The following is a 16,021-nucleotide window of genomic DNA, read 5'->3' on the forward strand; positions in this document are numbered from 1 at the left end:
GCCTTCGTGGGTTACGTGGACGTGGCAGCCGTTGGGCACTGGTTGCCTGATGGGCGACAGCTCTTCGCCGATGTATCGTTCCGGGTCGCTGATGGCGCCAAGATCGCTTTGGTCGGGCCGAACGGCGCGGGCAAGACGACGTTGCTGCGGATGGTCGCCGGCGACCTGCCGGTGCAGCGCGGCACGATCGCCCGGGCCGGCGGACTGGGCGTGATGCGTCAGTTCATCGGGATGATCGGCGATGAGTCAACCCTCGCTGACTTGGCTCTCTCCCTCGCCCCGTCCCGGCTGCGCGAGGCGGGCCGCCGGGTCGCCGGGACCGAGTCCGCGATGCGGGCGGCCGAGGTGCGTGGCAAATACAGCACGGCCGCCGGTAAGGCCCAGCTCGCGTACGCGGAGGCGCTCGCCGCCTGGGGAGAGGCGGGCGGGTACGACGCGGAGGTGCTCTTCGACACCGTCACCACGATCGTGCTCGACCTGCCGTGGGACACGGCGCGGCACCGCCCGGTCCGGACGCTCTCCGGCGGCCAGCAGAAGCGTTTCGCCCTGGAGCTACTCCTGCGTGGTCCGGAAGAGGTGCTTCTGCTCGATGAGCCGGACAACTTCCTCGACGTGCCCGGGAAGCGGTGGTTGGAGGCGCGGCTGCGGGAATCCGGCAAGTCGGTGCTGTACGTCTCGCACGACCGGGAGTTGCTGGCCCGCACCGCGGACCGGGTGGTGGCCGTCGAGGGTGGTGGCGCGTGGGTGCACCCGGGCGGCTTCGCCAGCTGGCACGAGGCCCGGGTCGCCCGGCATGACCGCCTCGACGAGCAGCGTCGGCGGTGGGACGAGGAACACCAGAAGCTGCGGGAACTGATGCTGATGTACAAGCAGAAGGCCGCGTACAACTCCGGTATGGCCTCCCGCTACCAGGCCGCTCAGACCCGGTTGCGGAAGTTCGAGGAGGCCGGGCCGCCGCCCGTACCCCCGAAGGAGCAGGACATCCGGATGCGGCTGGCCGGCGGCCGGACCGGCAAGCGTGCCCTGATCTGCGAGCAGTTGGAGCTCGACGGTCTGACCTACCCCTTTGACCTGGAGCTCTGGTACGGCGACCGGCTCGCCGTGCTCGGTGCCAACGGGACCGGGAAGTCGCACTTCCTCCGCCTGATCGCCCGGGGCGGAACCGACCCGGATCCGGTGAATCAGCCGGTTGACGGCGGTGCGGGACTCGCGCCCGTCGGGCACGACGGGATGGCTCGCCTCGGTGCCCGGGTCCGGCCCGGCCACTTCTCCCAGACCCACGACCGGCCGGAGCTGATGGAGCGGACGCTGGTCGACATCCTCTGGCGGGGCGATGAACACCGCACCGGCATGGACCGGCACGCGGCGATGGCCGCGCTGTCCCGGTACGAGTTGGCCGGGCAGGGAGACCAGCGGTTCGGCACCCTCTCCGGCGGCCAGCAGGCCCGTTTCCTGGTGCTGCTGCTGGAGTTGTCCGGGACGACCCTGCTGCTGCTCGACGAGCCGACGGACAACCTGGACCTGGCCTCTGCGGAGGCGCTCGAAGCGGGGCTGGCCGCGTTCGCGGGGACGGTGGTGGCGGTGACCCATGATCGATGGTTCACCCGTTCGTTCGATCGGTTCCTACTGTTCCAAGGGGACGGCGAGGTGGTGGAGGTCGCCGAGCCCGTCTGGGATGTGGCCTGAGCGTGGGCGGCATAGGGTGGATTTCGTGACTGAGATGACGTATCGCCGGTTGGGCGACTCCGGGCTCGTGGTGTCCGCAGTCGGCATCGGCTGCAACAACTTTGGCCGCAGGGTCGACCTGGACGGGACCCGGGCGGTGGTGGAGGCCGCCCTCGATTCCGGGATCAACTTCTTCGACACCGCCGACATTTACGGTGCTCCGCCGGGTAGCTCCGAGGAACTTCTCGGCCAGGTGCTCAAGGGGCGCCGGGACGATGTGGTGGTCGCCACCAAGTTCAGCATGGACATGGACGGCCGGAACGGACCGGACCACGGCGCCCGTGGGGCCCGGCGTTACGTCATGCGGGCAGTGGAGGCCTCGTTGCGTCGGCTGGCGACCGACCACATTGATCTTTACCAGATGCATGAACCGGACCCCGGCACCCCGATCGACGAGACGCTCGCCGCGTTGGACGATCTGGTCACCGCCGGCAAGGTGCGTTACCTGGGTAATTCCAACTTCGACGGCTGGCAGATCGCCGATGCGGACTGGATCGCCAGCTCGCGCGGGCGGACCCGGTTCATCTCCGCGCAGAATCACTACTCCCTTCTCGAACGGGGTGTCGAGCACGAGGTCATCCCGGCGTGTGAGCGGTTCGGGCTGGGCCTGCTGCCCTTCTTCCCCCTCGCCAACGGCCTGCTCACCGGCAAGTACAAGCGGGGCGAGGCGGCGCCGTCGGGCAGTCGCCTCGCCGGTGGTGGCCGGTACGCGGCCCGGCTGGCCGCCGCCAACTGGGACACCATCGAGGCGCTCGAGGCCTATGCGGCCGAGCGCGGGCTCAGCCTGCTTCAGGTCGCCATCGGTGGGCTCGCTGCCCAGCCCGCGGTGGCCTCGGTGATCGCCGGTGCCACCACCCCCGACCAGGTTCGGGCCAACGCGTCGGCGGGTGCCTGGGTGCCCGACGCCGACGATGTGGCGGCCCTGCGGGCGGTGCTCGACGGCTAGAAGCTCGTGAACTCGGCCCTCCCAAAGTTGTGAGCTCGGCCTCCCCACACTCGTGAGCTCGGCCTCCCCCCGTCTCGACGGTGGGAGGCCGAGCCGTGTCCGGGGCGCCGGCTACGGTGGCCGGTCCACACTCTCGCCAAGATGGCCCCGCCTGGGGCCGTCTTGGCAGCCTGACGGCGACTGCCGTACGGTGGCAGGCAAGTGACCCACGGGAGCCCGGTAGACCGGGCTGAGAGGGGGGCTGGGAGCCCCCGACCGTTGAACCTGATCCGGGTAGTGCCGGCGCAGGGAGGAGAGTTGCCGTGTTGTCCCTTGGACGCTTACATCTGATTACCGATGCCCGCTCTGGGCAAGATCCACTCACTGTGGTGCGGGCGGCCCTGTCGGTGGCCCGCACCGAATTAGTCGTTCAGGTCCGAGTGGCCGACGATGCGACCGACCGGCAGGCGTACGACCTGGCCCGTCGGGTGATCGCGCTCTGCGCCCGGTACGGCGCGACCTGCCTAGTGAACGACCGGCTGCACGTGGCCCTGGCGGTTGGTGCCGCCGGTGGTCACGTGGGCGCCGACGACCTGCCGGTCGGGGCGGCCCGTACGGTGCTTGGCTCCGCCGCCGTTCTCGGCGCCACCGCTCGCGACGCGGATACCGCTGTCGAGGCGGTTGCCGCCGGGGCCAGCTACCTCGGGGTCGGACCGGTCCACTCCACCACTTCAAAGGAGGGTTTGCCGCCCGCGATCGGCGTGGCGGGGGTAGGAGCGGTCGCCGCCGCGGTCAGCGTGCCGGTGATCGCCATCGGGGCGGTGACCGCAGCGGACGTGCCCGCCCTGCGGGCAGCGGGCGCGTACGGAGTGGCGGTGATCGGCGCGCTCTCGCGGGCCGCCGACCCCGCCCGGACCACCGCCGCACTGATGGAGGCGCTGACGTGGTGAGCGAACTCCCCGACACCTCCAGGGACAGCAACCCAAATCCTCTGTCCAGTCCCGACGTCGCAGTGATCGGGGCGGGGCCGATCGGCTTGGCCATCGCCTGGCGGTGCGCGGCCCGCGGGCTGCGGGTCGTCGTACACGACCCGGATCCCGGTTCGGGTGCGGCGTACGCCGCCGCGGGGATGCTCGCGCCGGTCGCCGAGGCGTACTTCGGTGAGCACGAGCTGACCGGCCTGCTCACCGATTCGGCGGCGCGCTGGCCGGCGTTCGCCGCCGAGCTGGCCGCCGCTGCCGGCACCGACGTCGGCTACCGCAGCGAGGGCACCCTGATGGTCGGGCTCACCGCCGACGATCTCGCGGTGGCCCGCCGGCTCTGGGCGTACCAGCAGGGGCTGGGGCTGCCAGTCATTCCGCTGCGCCCCTCCGAGCTGCGAGACCGGGAGCCGGCGCTGTCACCCCGGCTGCGGGGCGGTGCCTACGCCGGTACCGACCACCAGGTGGACCCGCGGCGGCTGATGTCGGCATTGCGCATCGCCACCGAGCGGGCCGGGGGAGTGCTGGTGCCGACGCCGGTTCAGCGGTTGACCGAGGTGACCGCGGGGACCACGGTGGTCGCGGCCGGCTGCGGCTCCGCCGCGCTGACCGGGTTGCCGGTCCGCCCGGTCAAGGGGCAGGTGCTTCGGCTTCGCGCCCCCGAGGCACCGGGCTTCCAGCATGTGATCCGGGGTTTCGCCGACGGGGAGCAGGTCTATCTCGTCCCGCGGCCGGACGGGGAGGTTGTGGTCGGGGCGACCTCGGAGGAGCGCACCGACACCATGGTGACCAGCGGTGCGGTGTTGCGGCTGCTCCGGGCCGCGACCGATCTGGTGCCCGAGGTGGCCGAGTACGAGCTGGTCGAGGCGCTTGCCGGGCTCCGTCCGGGCAGCCCCGACAACGCGCCGATCCTCGGTCCGCTACCTGGGCGGCCGGCGGTGCTCGCCGCGACCGGGCACCACCGGCACGGGATCGTGCTCACCCCGGTCACCGCCGATCTGATCGCCGACCTGATCGTCACCGGTACGCCGGATCCGCTGCTCGCTCCCTTCGCCCCGGAGCGCCTCGGTCCGCTCGCGGTCGAGGCGGAACTGCCCGCTCCGGTGCGCGGTTTCCCCGTGACCCGGTCGACCCCACAGGAGAAGTCGTGGAACTGATGGTGAACGGCGCCGGGCGGAGCCTGCCCGCCGGCACGACCCTCGCGGACCTGGTCCAGGTAGTGACAGACCAGGAGCGTGGCCTGGCTGTCGCCGTCAACGGCGAGGTCGTGCCGCGTGGTGGCTGGCCGGCCACCCTGCTGCGCGATGGGGACCGGGTCGAGGTGCTCAGCGCCGCGCAGGGTGGGTGAGTGAGGTGACCTTCGAACTGGGTGGGGTGCCGATCTCGTCGCGCCTGGTCCTCGGCACCGGCGGGGCCGCCAACCTCACCGTCTTGGAGGAGGCGATCCGGGCCTCCGGCACCGACCTGGTCACTGTGGCGCTGCGCCGGGTGGATAGCACCGGGGCCCCCTCGGGTGGCCTACTGGACCTGATCGACCGCTGCGGGGTCCGGCTGCTACCCAACACCGCCGGCTGCTACACCGCGGGTGAGGCGGTGAAGGTGGCCCAGTTGGCTCGGGAGGCGTTCGAGACCGACTGGGTGAAGCTCGAGGTGATCGGCGACGAACGCACCCTGTTGCCGGACGGCGTGGAGCTGTTGCGGGCTGCGGAGGAACTGGTCGCCGACGGGTTCACCGTGCTGCCGTACACCTCGGACGACCCGATTCTGGCGCGTCGGCTCGCCGATGTCGGCTGCGCGGCGGTGATGCCGGCGGGTGCGCCGATCGGATCGGGGCTCGGCGTGTCGAATCCACACCACATCCGGCTCATCCGGCAGAGCGTACCGGTGCCGGTGATCTTGGATGCCGGGATCGGGACCGCCTCCGATGCGGCGCTCGCCATGGAGTTGGGCTGCGACGCGGTGCTGCTGGCCAGTGCGGTGACCCGGGCCGCCGATCCGGTGGCGATGGCGACCGCGATGCGGTACGCGGTCGATGCCGGCCGGCTCGCGTACGGGGCTGGCCGGATCCCGCGTCGGTTCCACGCCCTCGCCTCCACCCCCGACGACGGGCGGCCGGAGCTGTGACCGGGCCGAGCGGCCTGGTGGTGCTTACCGACCGCCGGGCCGCGCGGCGACCGCTCGTCGAGGTCGTCGCCGACGCCGTGGCCGGCGGCGTGCGCTGGGTGGTGCTGCGGGAGCGGGATCTGCCGCGGGCCGAGCGTGCCGCCCTCGCGGATGCACTGCGCCGGGTCCTCACCCCGGTCGGTGGCACCCTGGTCGTTGCCGGTCCGGATCCGCTCGGTGGCAGTGCCGTGCACTTGTCGGCGGCGGGTCCGTATCCGCCACCGCAACCTGGCCTGATCGGCCGTTCCTGCCATGACAAGGCGGAGTTGGGTCGACTCACGGTCGAGGACTACGCCCTTGTCTCCCCGGTCTATCCGACGCGGACGAAGCCTGGCTACGGCCCGCCGTTACTTCCGGCCGGACTGGCAGCGTTGATCGGGATCTGCCCGGTCCCGGTGGTGGCGCTGGGCGGGATCGAGACGGCCGGGCAGGTACGCGACTGTGTGGCGGCGGGAGCGGCCGGGGTGGCGGTACTGGGTGCGATCATGCGGGCCGAGGACCCGCGCGCGACCGCGGCCACCCTGCAGGGAGCTTTCGACACCGTCGGTAGTGGAGAGAGGCGGTGACGCCCCGTACCGTCCTCACCATCGCTGGCTCGGACTCCGGCGGAGGTGCCGGCATCCAGGCCGACCTGAAGGTCTTCGCGGCGCTGGGGGCGTACGGCACCAGCGTTGTCACCGCCGTCACCGCGCAGAACACCCGCGGCGTTGACGCCGTTCTGCCATTGCCCTCGCAGACCGTGACCGACCAACTGGAGAGCGTGCTCGGCGATTTCCCGGTGCGGGCGGTGAAGACCGGAATGCTCGGTAGCCCAGCGGTCGCCGACGTGGTCGCTGGCGCAGCGCGCGAGGGCCGACTGCCGCACCTCGTCGTTGATCCGGTGCTGGTGGCCACCAGCGGGCACCGGCTGGGCGCGGTCGCGGTGGTGGAGCGGTTGCTGCCGTTTGCCCAGGTGGCGACGCCGAACCGGGCGGAGGCCGCGGCCCTCACCGGAGGTCGGGTGGACACGGTCGAGGAGATGGTCGCCGCCGCGACGGCCCTCGCCGCCGGTGGACCGGAGTACGTCGTGGTCACCGGAGGGGACACCGATGGGGACACCGGTGGGGACGAAGCGGCGGTGGACGTGCTCCACGGTGCGGGCGGCACCACCGTGCTCCGCGCCGCCCGGGTGCCGACCCGGCACAACCACGGGACAGGGTGCTCGTTCTCGGCCGCCATCACCGTCCGGCTCGCCCTCGGTGATGCGGTGCCGGTGGCGGTCGCAGCGGCCAAAGAGTACGTGACCCGGGCGCTGATCGGCGCTCGGGACTGGGAGTTGGGCGCGGGGCCCGGACCGCTTGATCACTTCAGCTGGTCCGTCTGACCTACAGGGAGGCTGTCATGCAGAAACGTCGCAAGGTGTACGTCGAGGGGTCGCGGCCGGACATTCAGGTGCCGTTTGCCGAGGTTGACCTCTCCGGAGACAACCCGCCGGTGCGGCTCTACGACACCTCGGGGCCGGGTTCCGACCCGGAGGTGGGGCTGCCACCGATGCGCGGTAAGTGGATCGCGTCCCGTGGGGACGTCGCCCCGGTGCGCGGTGCCGGTACGCCGCTGGCGGGGGTGGACGGCCAGCGGCCGACCCAGCTCGCGTACGCCCGGGCGGGTGTGGTGACGCCGGAGATGGAGTTCGCGGCGATCCGTGAGGGGGTGGCCCCGGAGTTGGTGCGGGAGGAGATCGCGGCTGGCCGGGCAGTGCTGCCGTTGAATGTCAACCACCCGGAGTGCGAGCCGGCGATCATCGGCAAGGCATTCCTGGTGAAGATCAATGCGAACATCGGTACCTCGGCGGTCACCTCCTCGGTCGCTGAGGAGGTGGAGAAGCTGACCTGGGCGACCCGGTGGGGTGCGGACGCCGTGATGGATCTGTCGACCGGTAAGCGGATTCACGAGACCCGGGAGGCGGTTGTCCGGAACTCCCCGGTGCCGATCGGCACCGTGCCGATCTACCAGGCGTTGGAGAAGGTGGGCGGCGACCCGGCGAAGTTGAGCTGGGAGGTGTTCCGGGAGACGGTCATCGAGCAGGCCGAGCAGGGCGTCGACTACATGACGGTGCACGCCGGGGTGCTGCTGTCGTACGTGCCGCTCGCCGTGGAGCGGGTGACCGGGATCGTCTCTCGCGGTGGTTCGATCATGGCCGCGTGGTGCCTGGCCCACCACGAGGAGAACTTCCTCTACACGAACTACCGGGAGCTCTGCGAGATCCTGGCCCGCTACGACGTGACGTTCTCCCTCGGCGACGGGCTGCGCCCCGGCTCGATCGCGGACGCCAACGACGAGGCGCAGTTCGCCGAGCTGAAGACCCTCGGTGAGCTGACGAAGATCGCCTGGGAACACGATGTCCAGGTGATGATCGAGGGCCCGGGGCACGTGCCGATGCACAAGATCAAGGAAAACGTGGACCTTCAGCAGGAGTGGTGTCACGAGGCGCCGTTCTACACGCTTGGCCCCCTGAGCACGGACATCGCCCCCGCGTACGACCACATCACCTCCGCCATCGGCGCGGCGATGATCGGAATGTTCGGTACGGCGATGCTCTGCTACGTCACCCCGAAGGAGCACCTCGGGCTGCCGGACCGGGACGACGTGAAAGCCGGCGTGATCGCCTACAAGATCGCTGCGCACGCGGCGGATCTGGCCAAGGGGCACCCAGGGGCCCAGGCGTGGGACGACGCGCTCTCCAAGGCGCGGTTCGAGTTCCGCTGGGAGGACCAGTTCAACCTCGCGTTGGACCCGGAGACCGCACGCGCCTACCACGACGCCACCCTGCCCGCCGAGCCAGCGAAGACGGCCCACTTCTGTTCGATGTGTGGCCCGAAGTTCTGCTCCATGAAAATCACCCAGGAGCTGAAGGAGTACGCGGCGCGCGGCATGAAGGACAAGTCGGAGGAGTTCGTCGCCTCCGGCGGTCGGGTCTACCTTCCGCTGGCCTGATCTTCCACCCACCCGTGGTGCCGCCGGCTGTTGGTCGGGGCGCCACGGGTGCACCCGGGTCGTGTTCGAGCACGTCATCGCCGCACATGGCATCGGTTGTCGGCCTGAGCGGGCAGGCCAGGGCGGCCCGGGTCAGTCGGCGTGGTGTCGGCCGATGGAGCGCAACGAGCGGCGAGCGCTCTCCGGGTTGGGCTCGTTGTTGGGCATCGGCTTACCCAGACCGGCGACCCAGTCCACGAACTCCTCATCCTGCGCGGGTAGCCGAACTTCCGCTGTCGGTTCCCCCGTCGGGTCAGGCCGGGAGCGACTGCGTCGGAACAGGCTTCGGCGGCGTGGCGCGGGAGGCGCTGCGTCGGGCACCGAGTCGTCGGCTGCGGTGCCCGGGTCGGCCTCGTCCTCGGCAGCTACTGGACGGGGCCGGGCTGCCGGTACCGGGTTGCCGGTGGTCAGCGCGGCTGGGTCGACCTTGGCGTCCATAGCCGTCTCGGTTGCGGCTGCGGGAGTCGTGGTGGCCCGTTCGACTGGGCGCTTGTTCAGCGGCCAGCGCAGCATCGCGGTGGCTCGTTCGACTGGGCGTTCGATCAGTGGCCAGCGCAGCATCGCGGCGGCGGCCGAGCCGAGCCCGCCGGTGACCACCGCGAGCAGGGCGCCATAGTACGGCGTGGCCTGGTACTCGTCCGTATCCGCGCCAGGGCCAGCGGCCAGGTACGCGCCGGCCAGCAGCGCCGGTCCGGCGAGCCCGGTCAGCGCGCCGACGGGTGTGGCCTGCCCACGCCGACGGGCAAGGCCACCGGTGCAGGCTCCGGCCAGCAGCGCCGCCACCGGAAGGCCCAGCAGGCAGAGCCGGTCCGCCACGGCGGGATCGAGCCAGGAGGGTTCCCACACCCCGAGGCGTACCGCCCGCAGCGGGCCGGTGTCGTTCAGCGATGGGGCGACCGAAGCCAGGGCGAGGAACCAGACTAGGCCGGCGACAACCGCCATGTTCCAGAGCAGTGGGGGTCGCATCAGGATGGCCAGCGCCGCGCCCCCGCCGGCCACCGCGCCGAGGAGTGCCCCAACGGCGACGGCCCAAACCGGAGCTACGGCGCTCACGTCGGCGGCGCGGGCGGACTGCATGCCCAGCGGTGCGACGACCATGGCGCCGAGCGCGGCGCCAGCCGCCACGGCGGCCTGCCGGTCGCTACTGATCAGCGGAGTTGCTCGGCGTGCCAGCCGTTCGGCACCGACGGCGCCGGCGACCGCGGCGTTCGCCGCCAACCAGCCAACCCAGGCGAGCTGTGCCGGCCACTGGTTGACGCCCTCACCGGTGAAGGCGCCGGAGAAGCGCACGATGCCGAAGCCGAATGCGACGCCGAGCTGGCCAGCTCCGGCCAACAGGCTTACCCCGAGCGCTGTGAGCAGTAGTTTGCCCAAGGTCCGAAACGCCATGCCGGCACGTTACGGTCCCAGTGCGGGCGCGCGCCACTGGCACGCCGGGCGGGTGCGGTAGCCCGGCCGGCGGTCGGCTACTTGAGCTCGACGAGCCGGGCCAGGTAGGTCGTGTCGCCCGTGTTGATGAGCATGTGTACCGCCCCCGGATCCCGATAGACGACGCCCCCGGTTGGCTCGTCGGCGTCGATCCGGTCGCCGTCGATGGTCTGCACGACGTTCTTGGCGCCCTGGATCGCCACCACCAGATACGGGTGGTCGTGCCGATGCAGTGGCTGCCGCTCACCGGGTGCCAGCCGGATGTGCCAGACCCGTACCCGGTCGTTCTCGAAGACGATTTCCTGGCCCACCGGGCCCAGCTCAAGGTCGGTTGTGGTCATTGTGGTCCATCCAGTTGGGGGAGCACCTCGGCGGCGATGAGCTCCAAGTGGTCGAGATCGGCGAGGTCGATGAAACGCAGGTGGACCCGGGTCGCTCCGATCGCGGCGAACTCGCCGATGCGGTCGACGAGCTGCGCGGGTGAGCCCACGACCGGATCCTCCGGGGGCAGGGCGCTGGGCCGGTGCAGCGGCGCGGCGCGGTGGTGTGCCTCGGCGTCGGTGCGGCCGACGGCCACCACAATCCCGGCCGAGAGTGTCAGCGGCTGCCGCCCGGACTCGGCCCGGCCGACGGCATCGCACGCCTGGCGGACCCGCTTGTACGCGGCCGCTGTCCGCGCGACGGAGGTGAACGGCATGTTGAACTCGTCGGCAAAGCGGGCAGCCAGGTCGGGGGTGCGCTTCGCGCCGCGACCGCCCACGATCACTGGTGGACCGGGGCGCTGGACCGGCTTCGGCAACGCTGGCGCGTCAACGAGTTGGTAGTGCTCTCCGGGGTAGCTGAACCCCGTCCCCGGAGGGGTACCCCACAGCCCGGTGACGATCTCCAGCTGTTCGGCCAGCCGGTCGAACCGTTCGCTGACGCTGGGGAAGGGGATTCCGTACGCGGTGTGCTCCCGCTCGTACCAGCCGGCGCCGATACCCAGCTCGACCCGGCCACCGCTCATCTGGTCGACCTGCGCCACCATGATCGCCAGTGGGCCGGGCAGCCGGAAGGTGGCCGACGTGACCAGCGTGCCGAGTCGGATCCGGCTGGTCTCGCGGGCCAGCGCGGCCAGCGTCAGCCAGGCATCCGTGGGGCCGGGCATCGCCGGGTCGTCGCCCATCGCCCGGTAGTGGTCGGCGCGGAGGAAGCCGTCGTAGCCGCAGGTCTCCGCGTGGCGGGCGAACTGAAGCTGGTCGTCGTAACTGGCTCCGCGGTGTGGCTCGGTGAATACCGAGACACGCATCAGGGCACCTCCGCCGATGTGGGTTCCTTCTCCGCGAGCAGCTCGTGCAGGTCGGCGCTGACCCGGGCGACATCGGCCAGATGTGCGTTGCGCCCGAGCGTGCGCGGACGAGGGATGGAGACGTCAACGATGGCGCGGATGCGGCCGGGGCGAGGGCTGAGCACGACGACGCGGTCGGCCAGCAGGACCGCTTCCTCGATGGAATGGGTGACGAAGACGACCGTCGCCGATGTCTCCATGTGCACCCGTTGTAGCTCACCGGAGAGCTCCTCGCGGGTGAGCGCATCGAGCGCGGAGAAGGGCTCGTCCATCAGCATCACCCGGGGCTCGCCGATCAGCGAGCGGCAGAGCGAGACCCGTTGTTGCATGCCGCCGGAGAGCTCGTGCGGCAGCCGCTTCTCGAAACCGGCGAGGCCGGTCAGCTCCAGTAGCTGCCGGGCCCGGTCGCGGTGTTGGGCCCGCTTCCAGCCGAAGATCTCCACCGGAAGAAGAACGTTGTCAAGCACCGTGCGCCAGGGCAGCAGGGCCGGTCGCTGAAACAGCATCGCGACATCCGGTCGGGGATGGGTGACCGGCGCATCAGCGACAGTGACCTCCCCGGCGGTAACTGGGAGTAGCCCGGCGATGAGCCGAAGTAGAGTGGATTTGCCGCATCCGGAGCGGCCAAGGATGGCCACAAATTCGCCGTCGGCGATGTCAAGGTCGATGCCACGCAGGGCCTCGACTCGGCCGGAACGGCCATCGAAGCTTCGAGCTACCCCGGATAGCCGGATCATCCGCGGGCCCCCCTGAGTCGACAGTCAGTGATCAAGGGACAGGGTACCGCTCGGGTGCGGTCATGATGCTGGCCGGGGTGGGATTAGTTGTGTCCGTTCCGCAACCCGGCATACCTGGCGGTGTGGCGGCGGTTTTCTCGTACGCTGTGCCCCCGAAGAGTCCCCTCACGATGGTGGCGCCGACTTCACCCTTCGGGTCGACGCCACCCGACTACCCCTCCGGTGGCACTCGGCCCCGGTCGGAAAGGACAAGGTGTACTGATGAGAAGGCTGACCCGTACGGTCGCCGCGGCCACGATGGCGGCTGCGCTGGCGATGGTTGGGGCGTGTAGCAGCGACTCGGACTCCACCGAGGGGGGTGACGGCGCGATGGAGAAGGTAACCTACCTCACCTCCTTCGGGAACTTCGGCCGGGACTCCTACGCCTGGGTGGCGAAGGAGAAGGGCTTCTTCCGTGACGCGGGTTTTGATGTCGAGATCAAGCCGGGGAAGGGCACCGGCAGCACTATTCAGACGGTCTCCGGAGGACAGGCGGACTTCGGGCCGGTAGACCTCACCGGTAGCCTGCTCCAGTTCGGCAACGGTGAGGCCAAGGACTTCGTTGTGGTCGCCGCGATCCAGCAGCGCACCATGGCCGGCATCGCCACTGTCGAGGGTACGAACATCGCTACCCCGAAGGACCTTGAGGGCAAGAAGATCGCGGACTCCCCGACCTCGGTGGTCCGTAACCTCTTCCCCACATACGCGGAGTTGGCCGGCGTTGACGCGAGCAAGGTGACCTGGGTCAACGGTCAGCCGCAGGACCTGATGGGCACCCTCGCCGCCGGCACGGTCGACGGCATCGGGCAGTTCGTCGTGGGTCAGCCGACGATCGAGGCGATCGCCAAGAAGAAGGCGGTCATGCTGCCGTACAGCGAGTACATGCAGGACCTCTACGGCAACGTGCTGATCACCTCCACGGCGATCGCCGAAGAAAAGCCGGAAATGGTCAAGCGGTTCAGCGAGGCCTTGTTGAAGGGTCTGGACTACGCGTTGGACAACCCGCAGGAGGCAGCTGAGCTGCTGCAGAAGAATGTGGACTCGACGAACGTCGAGTCCGCCAAGGCGGAGCTGGAGCTGATGGCCGGCTACGTCCGGTCCAACAACAGTGGTTCCGTGCTGGGCACGCTGGACAGCGCCCGAGTGGCGAAGAGCATCGCCATCCTGCGGGGTGCGGGACAGCTCAAGCAGGAGCTCGAGCCCGACCAGGTCATCGACTTCAGCCTCACACCGAAGTCCTGATCAACCACCGTTCGGGGGTGCGGACCGGGTTCCGGGCCGCACCCCCGCCGTGTGCCGGCCCGCAGCCGGCAGGAAGGAGGAGGCTGTGACCGAGACCCGGACCCGGCCCGAGGGGCCGTCGGCGGTGGCGATCAACCCGCCCGCGCCGGCCGCCCGCCGACGGCGTGCGATCCCGGTGGGGAACGCCGGGCTTCCGTTACTCGGACTGGCGATCGCACTGACCTGTTGGTGGTTGGTCACCACGGGGTTCGGCCTCGTGCACCCGGCCGCCTTGCCGCCCCCGCAGGCCGTTGGGGCCTCGATGGTCGAGAGAAGCGGTGTGCTCCTGCCCGCGCTCGGTATCACCACCATGATGACGGTGGTGGGCTTCCTGCTCTCGGCGGCTGCCGGGGTGCTGATCGGGGTTGCGCTAGCCGCGTTTGGACCCCTTGAGCGGATGTTCGCGCCGCTGCTCGTCGCGGTCAACGCCGTGCCGAAGATCGCGCTTGGCCCGCTCCTCGTGGTGTCGTTCGGCTGGGGTGCGAAGCCGATCCTGACCATGGTGTTCCTGCTCTGCTTCTTCCCGATCGTGCTCTCCACCGCGACGGGTCTGACGACCACGCCGGCGGACCTGGCCGAACTGGCGCGGTCGCTACATGCTTCTTGGTGGCAGTCGTTCCGGAAGGTGCGTTTCCCGGCCGCCCTGCCGCAGATCTTCGTCGGCCTCAAGGTGGCAATGCCGCTGGCTGCCATCGGGGCGGTGATCGGGGAGTTCTACTCGGACCAGCCGGGCCTGGGCTATCAGATCCTGCAGTACAACGGGATTGGGGAAACCACGACGGCGTGGGCGGCGATCGTGTTGATCGCCGCGATGAGCATCGGGCTCTACTCCGCGCTGTACCTCGTCGAACGCCTCGCCCTGCCCTGGGTTCGGGCGACCACATCGGCTCGGTGAGGCAGCGGGTCTGACCGGGATCCGCCCGGCCCGGTACCACCGGGCCGGGCGGAGGTGTCATCCGGCCAGGTGCCAACGGCCGTTGCGTGCGACCAGAGTGGTCAGTGCCTGCGGCATGAGACCGGAGTGATTGTCCGGAGTCAGCCGGATCGGACCCGAGAGACCGTCCAACTGAGAGGTCTCCAGCACGTTCCGGATGCCTTCCCGGTCGGTCGTGCCGGTGCCGGTGGCGGAGCGTATGGCGGCATCGGTGAGGAGTTGAAGGGCGTCTGCGGCGAACGAGGACGAGCCGTGGTAGCCGCCGAAGCGGGCGGTGTAGTCCTGGAACCACTGGCGCCGCGCGGCCTTTGCCGGGGTGGTGGCGATTACGTCGTCGATCACCAAGGTCTGAGTGAAGACCATGGTGGCGTTCTCCGCGGCCCGGGCCGTCGTGCCGAGGAAGAGCTCGCCAGCGGCCGAGGCGTCAAAGTAGAGCGCGCCCTCGAAGTTGGCTTCTCGTGCGGCGACAGCGGCGAGACCAGCCTGCTCGGCGCGGGCCCAGAGCACCAGTGCCTCGGGCGCGCCCTGAGCTAGCGCGGTGATTTGGCTGGAGACGTCGGTGTCGGTGGCGCGGACGGTTTTCACGTCCAGCACCTCGATGTCGGCCTTGTCCAGCGCGGCCTCAAGGACGGTCAGCCCCTCTTTGCCGTAGGCGTCGTCGCTGCGCAGCACCCCCACCGTGTCGATCTCGTTGCGGCGAAGTTCGACAGCGAGGGCTTCGGCGCTGTCCGGTGCGCTCGGGGCCAACCTGAACACGTACCGGCGCTCCGTTGCCGGGCTGGCGATGGCCTCGGCGGAGGCCAGCGCCACCATCGGCACCTGCTGTCCGTTGACGGCCTCCACCGCGCCCATCGCGCATTCGTTGCAACCGCCCATGACGATCGCGCTGACCTGGGAGTCAGCGCTGAAGTCGTTGACGTTGCGGAGGGACTCGCTCGCGTCGGAGCGGTTGTCCTTTATCCGGAGCTCGATCTGCCGTCCGTTCAGGGCGCCGGATGAGTTGAGCTGTTCGGCTTTGAGTTCGAGAGCCCGCTGGTAGGTCTTGCCCAGCGGCGCGCCGGGTCCAGACAGTTCGAGGTCGGCGGCGATGATGATCGGGCTAGTGTCTTGCTCCTCCGCGCCGAACTGGCAGGCGGTGAGCGTGGTGGCCAAGACGGCCGAGGTGAGTGCCGCGGTTGCGGAGCGGATGGGGCTCAACGTTGTCCTCCAGGTACGGCACGGGAGCCAGCGAATCGTCCGTTATCGCTGGGATAGCGATCACTTTTCCCGTAAGGTGTGCGCGCAGCCTGGAAAACCTTGCCAATGTCGGGCCCTGTGGTCAAGCGGGCCGGGCGGAGGCGTTTCGGGACGAAAATCTCACATGCTGGGGTGACGTAAAGTTTGCGCCTGATTACCAATCCGTATTGGTGTACCAATGTGCGTCTACATTGCCTGTTCAGAGCGTTGTTAAATTGGTGGCATTCGTGGACT

At 69.9% G+C, this 16,021-nt stretch carries 16 protein-coding genes and 1 riboswitch; of the genes, 11 read left to right on the top strand and 5 right to left on the bottom strand.

Annotated elements, in window-relative coordinates; genetic code table 11:
* Positions 1-6 precede the first annotated feature (6 nt).
* The 9 genes from B116_RS0112905 (at position 7) to thiC (ending at position 8,766) form a co-directional block, all read left to right on the top strand.
* Entirely contained in the window at positions 7-1,686 is a 1,680-nt protein-coding gene (locus tag B116_RS0112905) for an ATP-binding cassette domain-containing protein (protein ID WP_027660316.1), read from the top strand.
* Between the two features lie 16 nt (positions 1,687-1,702).
* Positions 1,703-2,671, top strand: coding sequence for an aldo/keto reductase (locus tag B116_RS0112910; RefSeq protein WP_027660317.1), 969 nt, complete (start codon positions 1,703-1,705; stop codon positions 2,669-2,671).
* A 198-nt stretch (positions 2,672-2,869) separates the two neighbouring features.
* A riboswitch (TPP riboswitch) is annotated at positions 2,870-2,979 on the top strand.
* Positions 2,974-3,600, top strand: a complete 627-nt coding sequence (locus B116_RS0112915) for a thiamine phosphate synthase (RefSeq protein ID WP_026321422.1) — start codon at positions 2,974-2,976, stop codon at positions 3,598-3,600. (Overlaps the previous riboswitch by 6 nt.)
* Positions 3,594-4,787 (top strand): glycine oxidase ThiO, encoded by a 1,194-nt coding sequence (gene thiO / locus B116_RS0112920; RefSeq protein WP_027660318.1) that lies wholly within the window; start codon positions 3,594-3,596, stop codon positions 4,785-4,787. Before B116_RS0112915 ends, thiO begins: the two co-directional genes overlap by 7 nt.
* Complete coding sequence (gene thiS, locus B116_RS0112925; protein ID WP_018720656.1) at positions 4,778-4,978, top strand: sulfur carrier protein ThiS; 201 nt, start codon at positions 4,778-4,780, stop codon at positions 4,976-4,978. The genes thiO and thiS overlap by 10 nt, the downstream gene beginning before the upstream one ends.
* Positions 4,975-5,754, top strand: coding sequence for a thiazole synthase (locus B116_RS0112930; RefSeq protein WP_018720655.1), 780 nt, complete (start codon positions 4,975-4,977; stop codon positions 5,752-5,754). Before thiS ends, B116_RS0112930 begins: the two co-directional genes overlap by 4 nt.
* Entirely contained in the window at positions 5,751-6,359 is a 609-nt protein-coding gene (locus tag B116_RS0112935) for a thiamine phosphate synthase (protein WP_027660319.1), read from the top strand. Before B116_RS0112930 ends, B116_RS0112935 begins: the two co-directional genes overlap by 4 nt.
* On the top strand, positions 6,356-7,156 hold the full coding sequence (gene thiD / locus B116_RS0112940) for a bifunctional hydroxymethylpyrimidine kinase/phosphomethylpyrimidine kinase (RefSeq protein WP_027660320.1): 801 nt from the start codon (positions 6,356-6,358) through the stop codon (positions 7,154-7,156). The genes B116_RS0112935 and thiD overlap by 4 nt, the downstream gene beginning before the upstream one ends.
* A gap of 17 nt (positions 7,157-7,173) precedes the next feature.
* Positions 7,174-8,766 carry a phosphomethylpyrimidine synthase ThiC gene (gene thiC / locus B116_RS0112945; RefSeq protein WP_033667612.1) on the top strand — a complete coding sequence of 531 codons (1,593 nt, stop codon included), beginning with the start codon at positions 7,174-7,176 and terminating at the stop codon, positions 8,764-8,766.
* A 132-nt stretch (positions 8,767-8,898) separates the two neighbouring features.
* Here thiC and B116_RS0112950 read toward each other — a convergent pair whose 3' ends face one another.
* The 4 genes from B116_RS0112950 to B116_RS0112965 all read right to left on the bottom strand — a co-directional run bounded on the left by B116_RS0112950 (position 8,899) and on the right by B116_RS0112965 (position 12,297).
* Positions 8,899-10,194: a hypothetical protein gene (locus B116_RS0112950; protein ID WP_027660322.1), complete on the bottom strand. Its 1,296-nt coding sequence runs from the start codon at positions 10,192-10,194 to the stop codon at positions 8,899-8,901.
* A 77-nt stretch (positions 10,195-10,271) separates the two neighbouring features.
* A complete protein-coding gene (locus tag B116_RS0112955) occupies positions 10,272-10,574 on the bottom strand; it encodes a cupin domain-containing protein (protein ID WP_018720651.1) in 303 nt (100 codons plus the stop codon).
* Positions 10,571-11,521 carry an LLM class F420-dependent oxidoreductase gene (locus B116_RS0112960; protein WP_027660323.1) on the bottom strand — a complete coding sequence of 317 codons (951 nt, stop codon included), beginning with the start codon at positions 11,519-11,521 and terminating at the stop codon, positions 10,571-10,573. Before B116_RS0112960 ends, B116_RS0112955 begins: the two co-directional genes overlap by 4 nt.
* The gene (locus B116_RS0112965; RefSeq protein ID WP_018720649.1) at positions 11,521-12,297 is read right to left on the bottom strand and encodes an ABC transporter ATP-binding protein; all 777 of its coding nucleotides are present in this window, start codon (positions 12,295-12,297) and stop codon (positions 11,521-11,523) included. Before B116_RS0112965 ends, B116_RS0112960 begins: the two co-directional genes overlap by 1 nt.
* Positions 12,298-12,558: 261 nt before the next feature.
* On the opposite strand from B116_RS0112965, the gene B116_RS0112970 reads away from it, so the two are divergent.
* Both B116_RS0112970 and B116_RS0112975 read left to right on the top strand, forming a co-directional pair.
* Positions 12,559-13,578: an ABC transporter substrate-binding protein gene (locus B116_RS0112970; RefSeq protein ID WP_018720648.1), complete on the top strand. Its 1,020-nt coding sequence runs from the start codon at positions 12,559-12,561 to the stop codon at positions 13,576-13,578.
* An 85-nt stretch (positions 13,579-13,663) separates the two neighbouring features.
* Positions 13,664-14,512, top strand: a complete 849-nt coding sequence (locus B116_RS0112975) for an ABC transporter permease (protein WP_027660324.1) — start codon at positions 13,664-13,666, stop codon at positions 14,510-14,512.
* Between the two features lie 57 nt (positions 14,513-14,569).
* Here B116_RS0112975 and B116_RS0112980 read toward each other — a convergent pair whose 3' ends face one another.
* Positions 14,570-15,748, bottom strand: a complete 1,179-nt coding sequence (locus B116_RS0112980) for an ABC transporter substrate-binding protein (protein ID WP_018720646.1) — start codon at positions 15,746-15,748, stop codon at positions 14,570-14,572.
* Positions 15,749-16,021 lie beyond the last annotated feature (273 nt).

This window comes from Salinispora fenicalii, from assembly GCF_000514815.1.
GTDB classification, from domain to species: domain Bacteria; phylum Actinomycetota; class Actinomycetes; order Mycobacteriales; family Micromonosporaceae; genus Micromonospora; species Micromonospora fenicalii.

What these genes read in the sequence shown, in the direction of transcription:
- thiC (WP_033667612.1), top strand. Translation starts at nt 7,174, where the DNA reads ATGCAGAAACGTCGCAAGGTGTACGTCGAGGGGTCGCGGCCGGACATT.
- B116_RS0112950 (WP_027660322.1), bottom strand. Translation starts at nt 10,194, where the DNA reads ATGGCGTTTCGGACCTTGGGCAAACTACTGCTCACAGCGCTCGGGGTA.
- B116_RS0112955 (WP_018720651.1), bottom strand. Translation starts at nt 10,574, where the DNA reads ATGACCACAACCGACCTTGAGCTGGGCCCGGTGGGCCAGGAAATCGTC.
- B116_RS0112960 (WP_027660323.1), bottom strand. Translation starts at nt 11,521, where the DNA reads ATGCGTGTCTCGGTATTCACCGAGCCACACCGCGGAGCCAGTTACGAC.
- B116_RS0112965 (WP_018720649.1), bottom strand. Translation starts at nt 12,297, where the DNA reads ATGATCCGGCTATCCGGGGTAGCTCGAAGCTTCGATGGCCGTTCCGGC.
- B116_RS0112970 (WP_018720648.1), top strand. Translation starts at nt 12,559, where the DNA reads ATGAGAAGGCTGACCCGTACGGTCGCCGCGGCCACGATGGCGGCTGCG.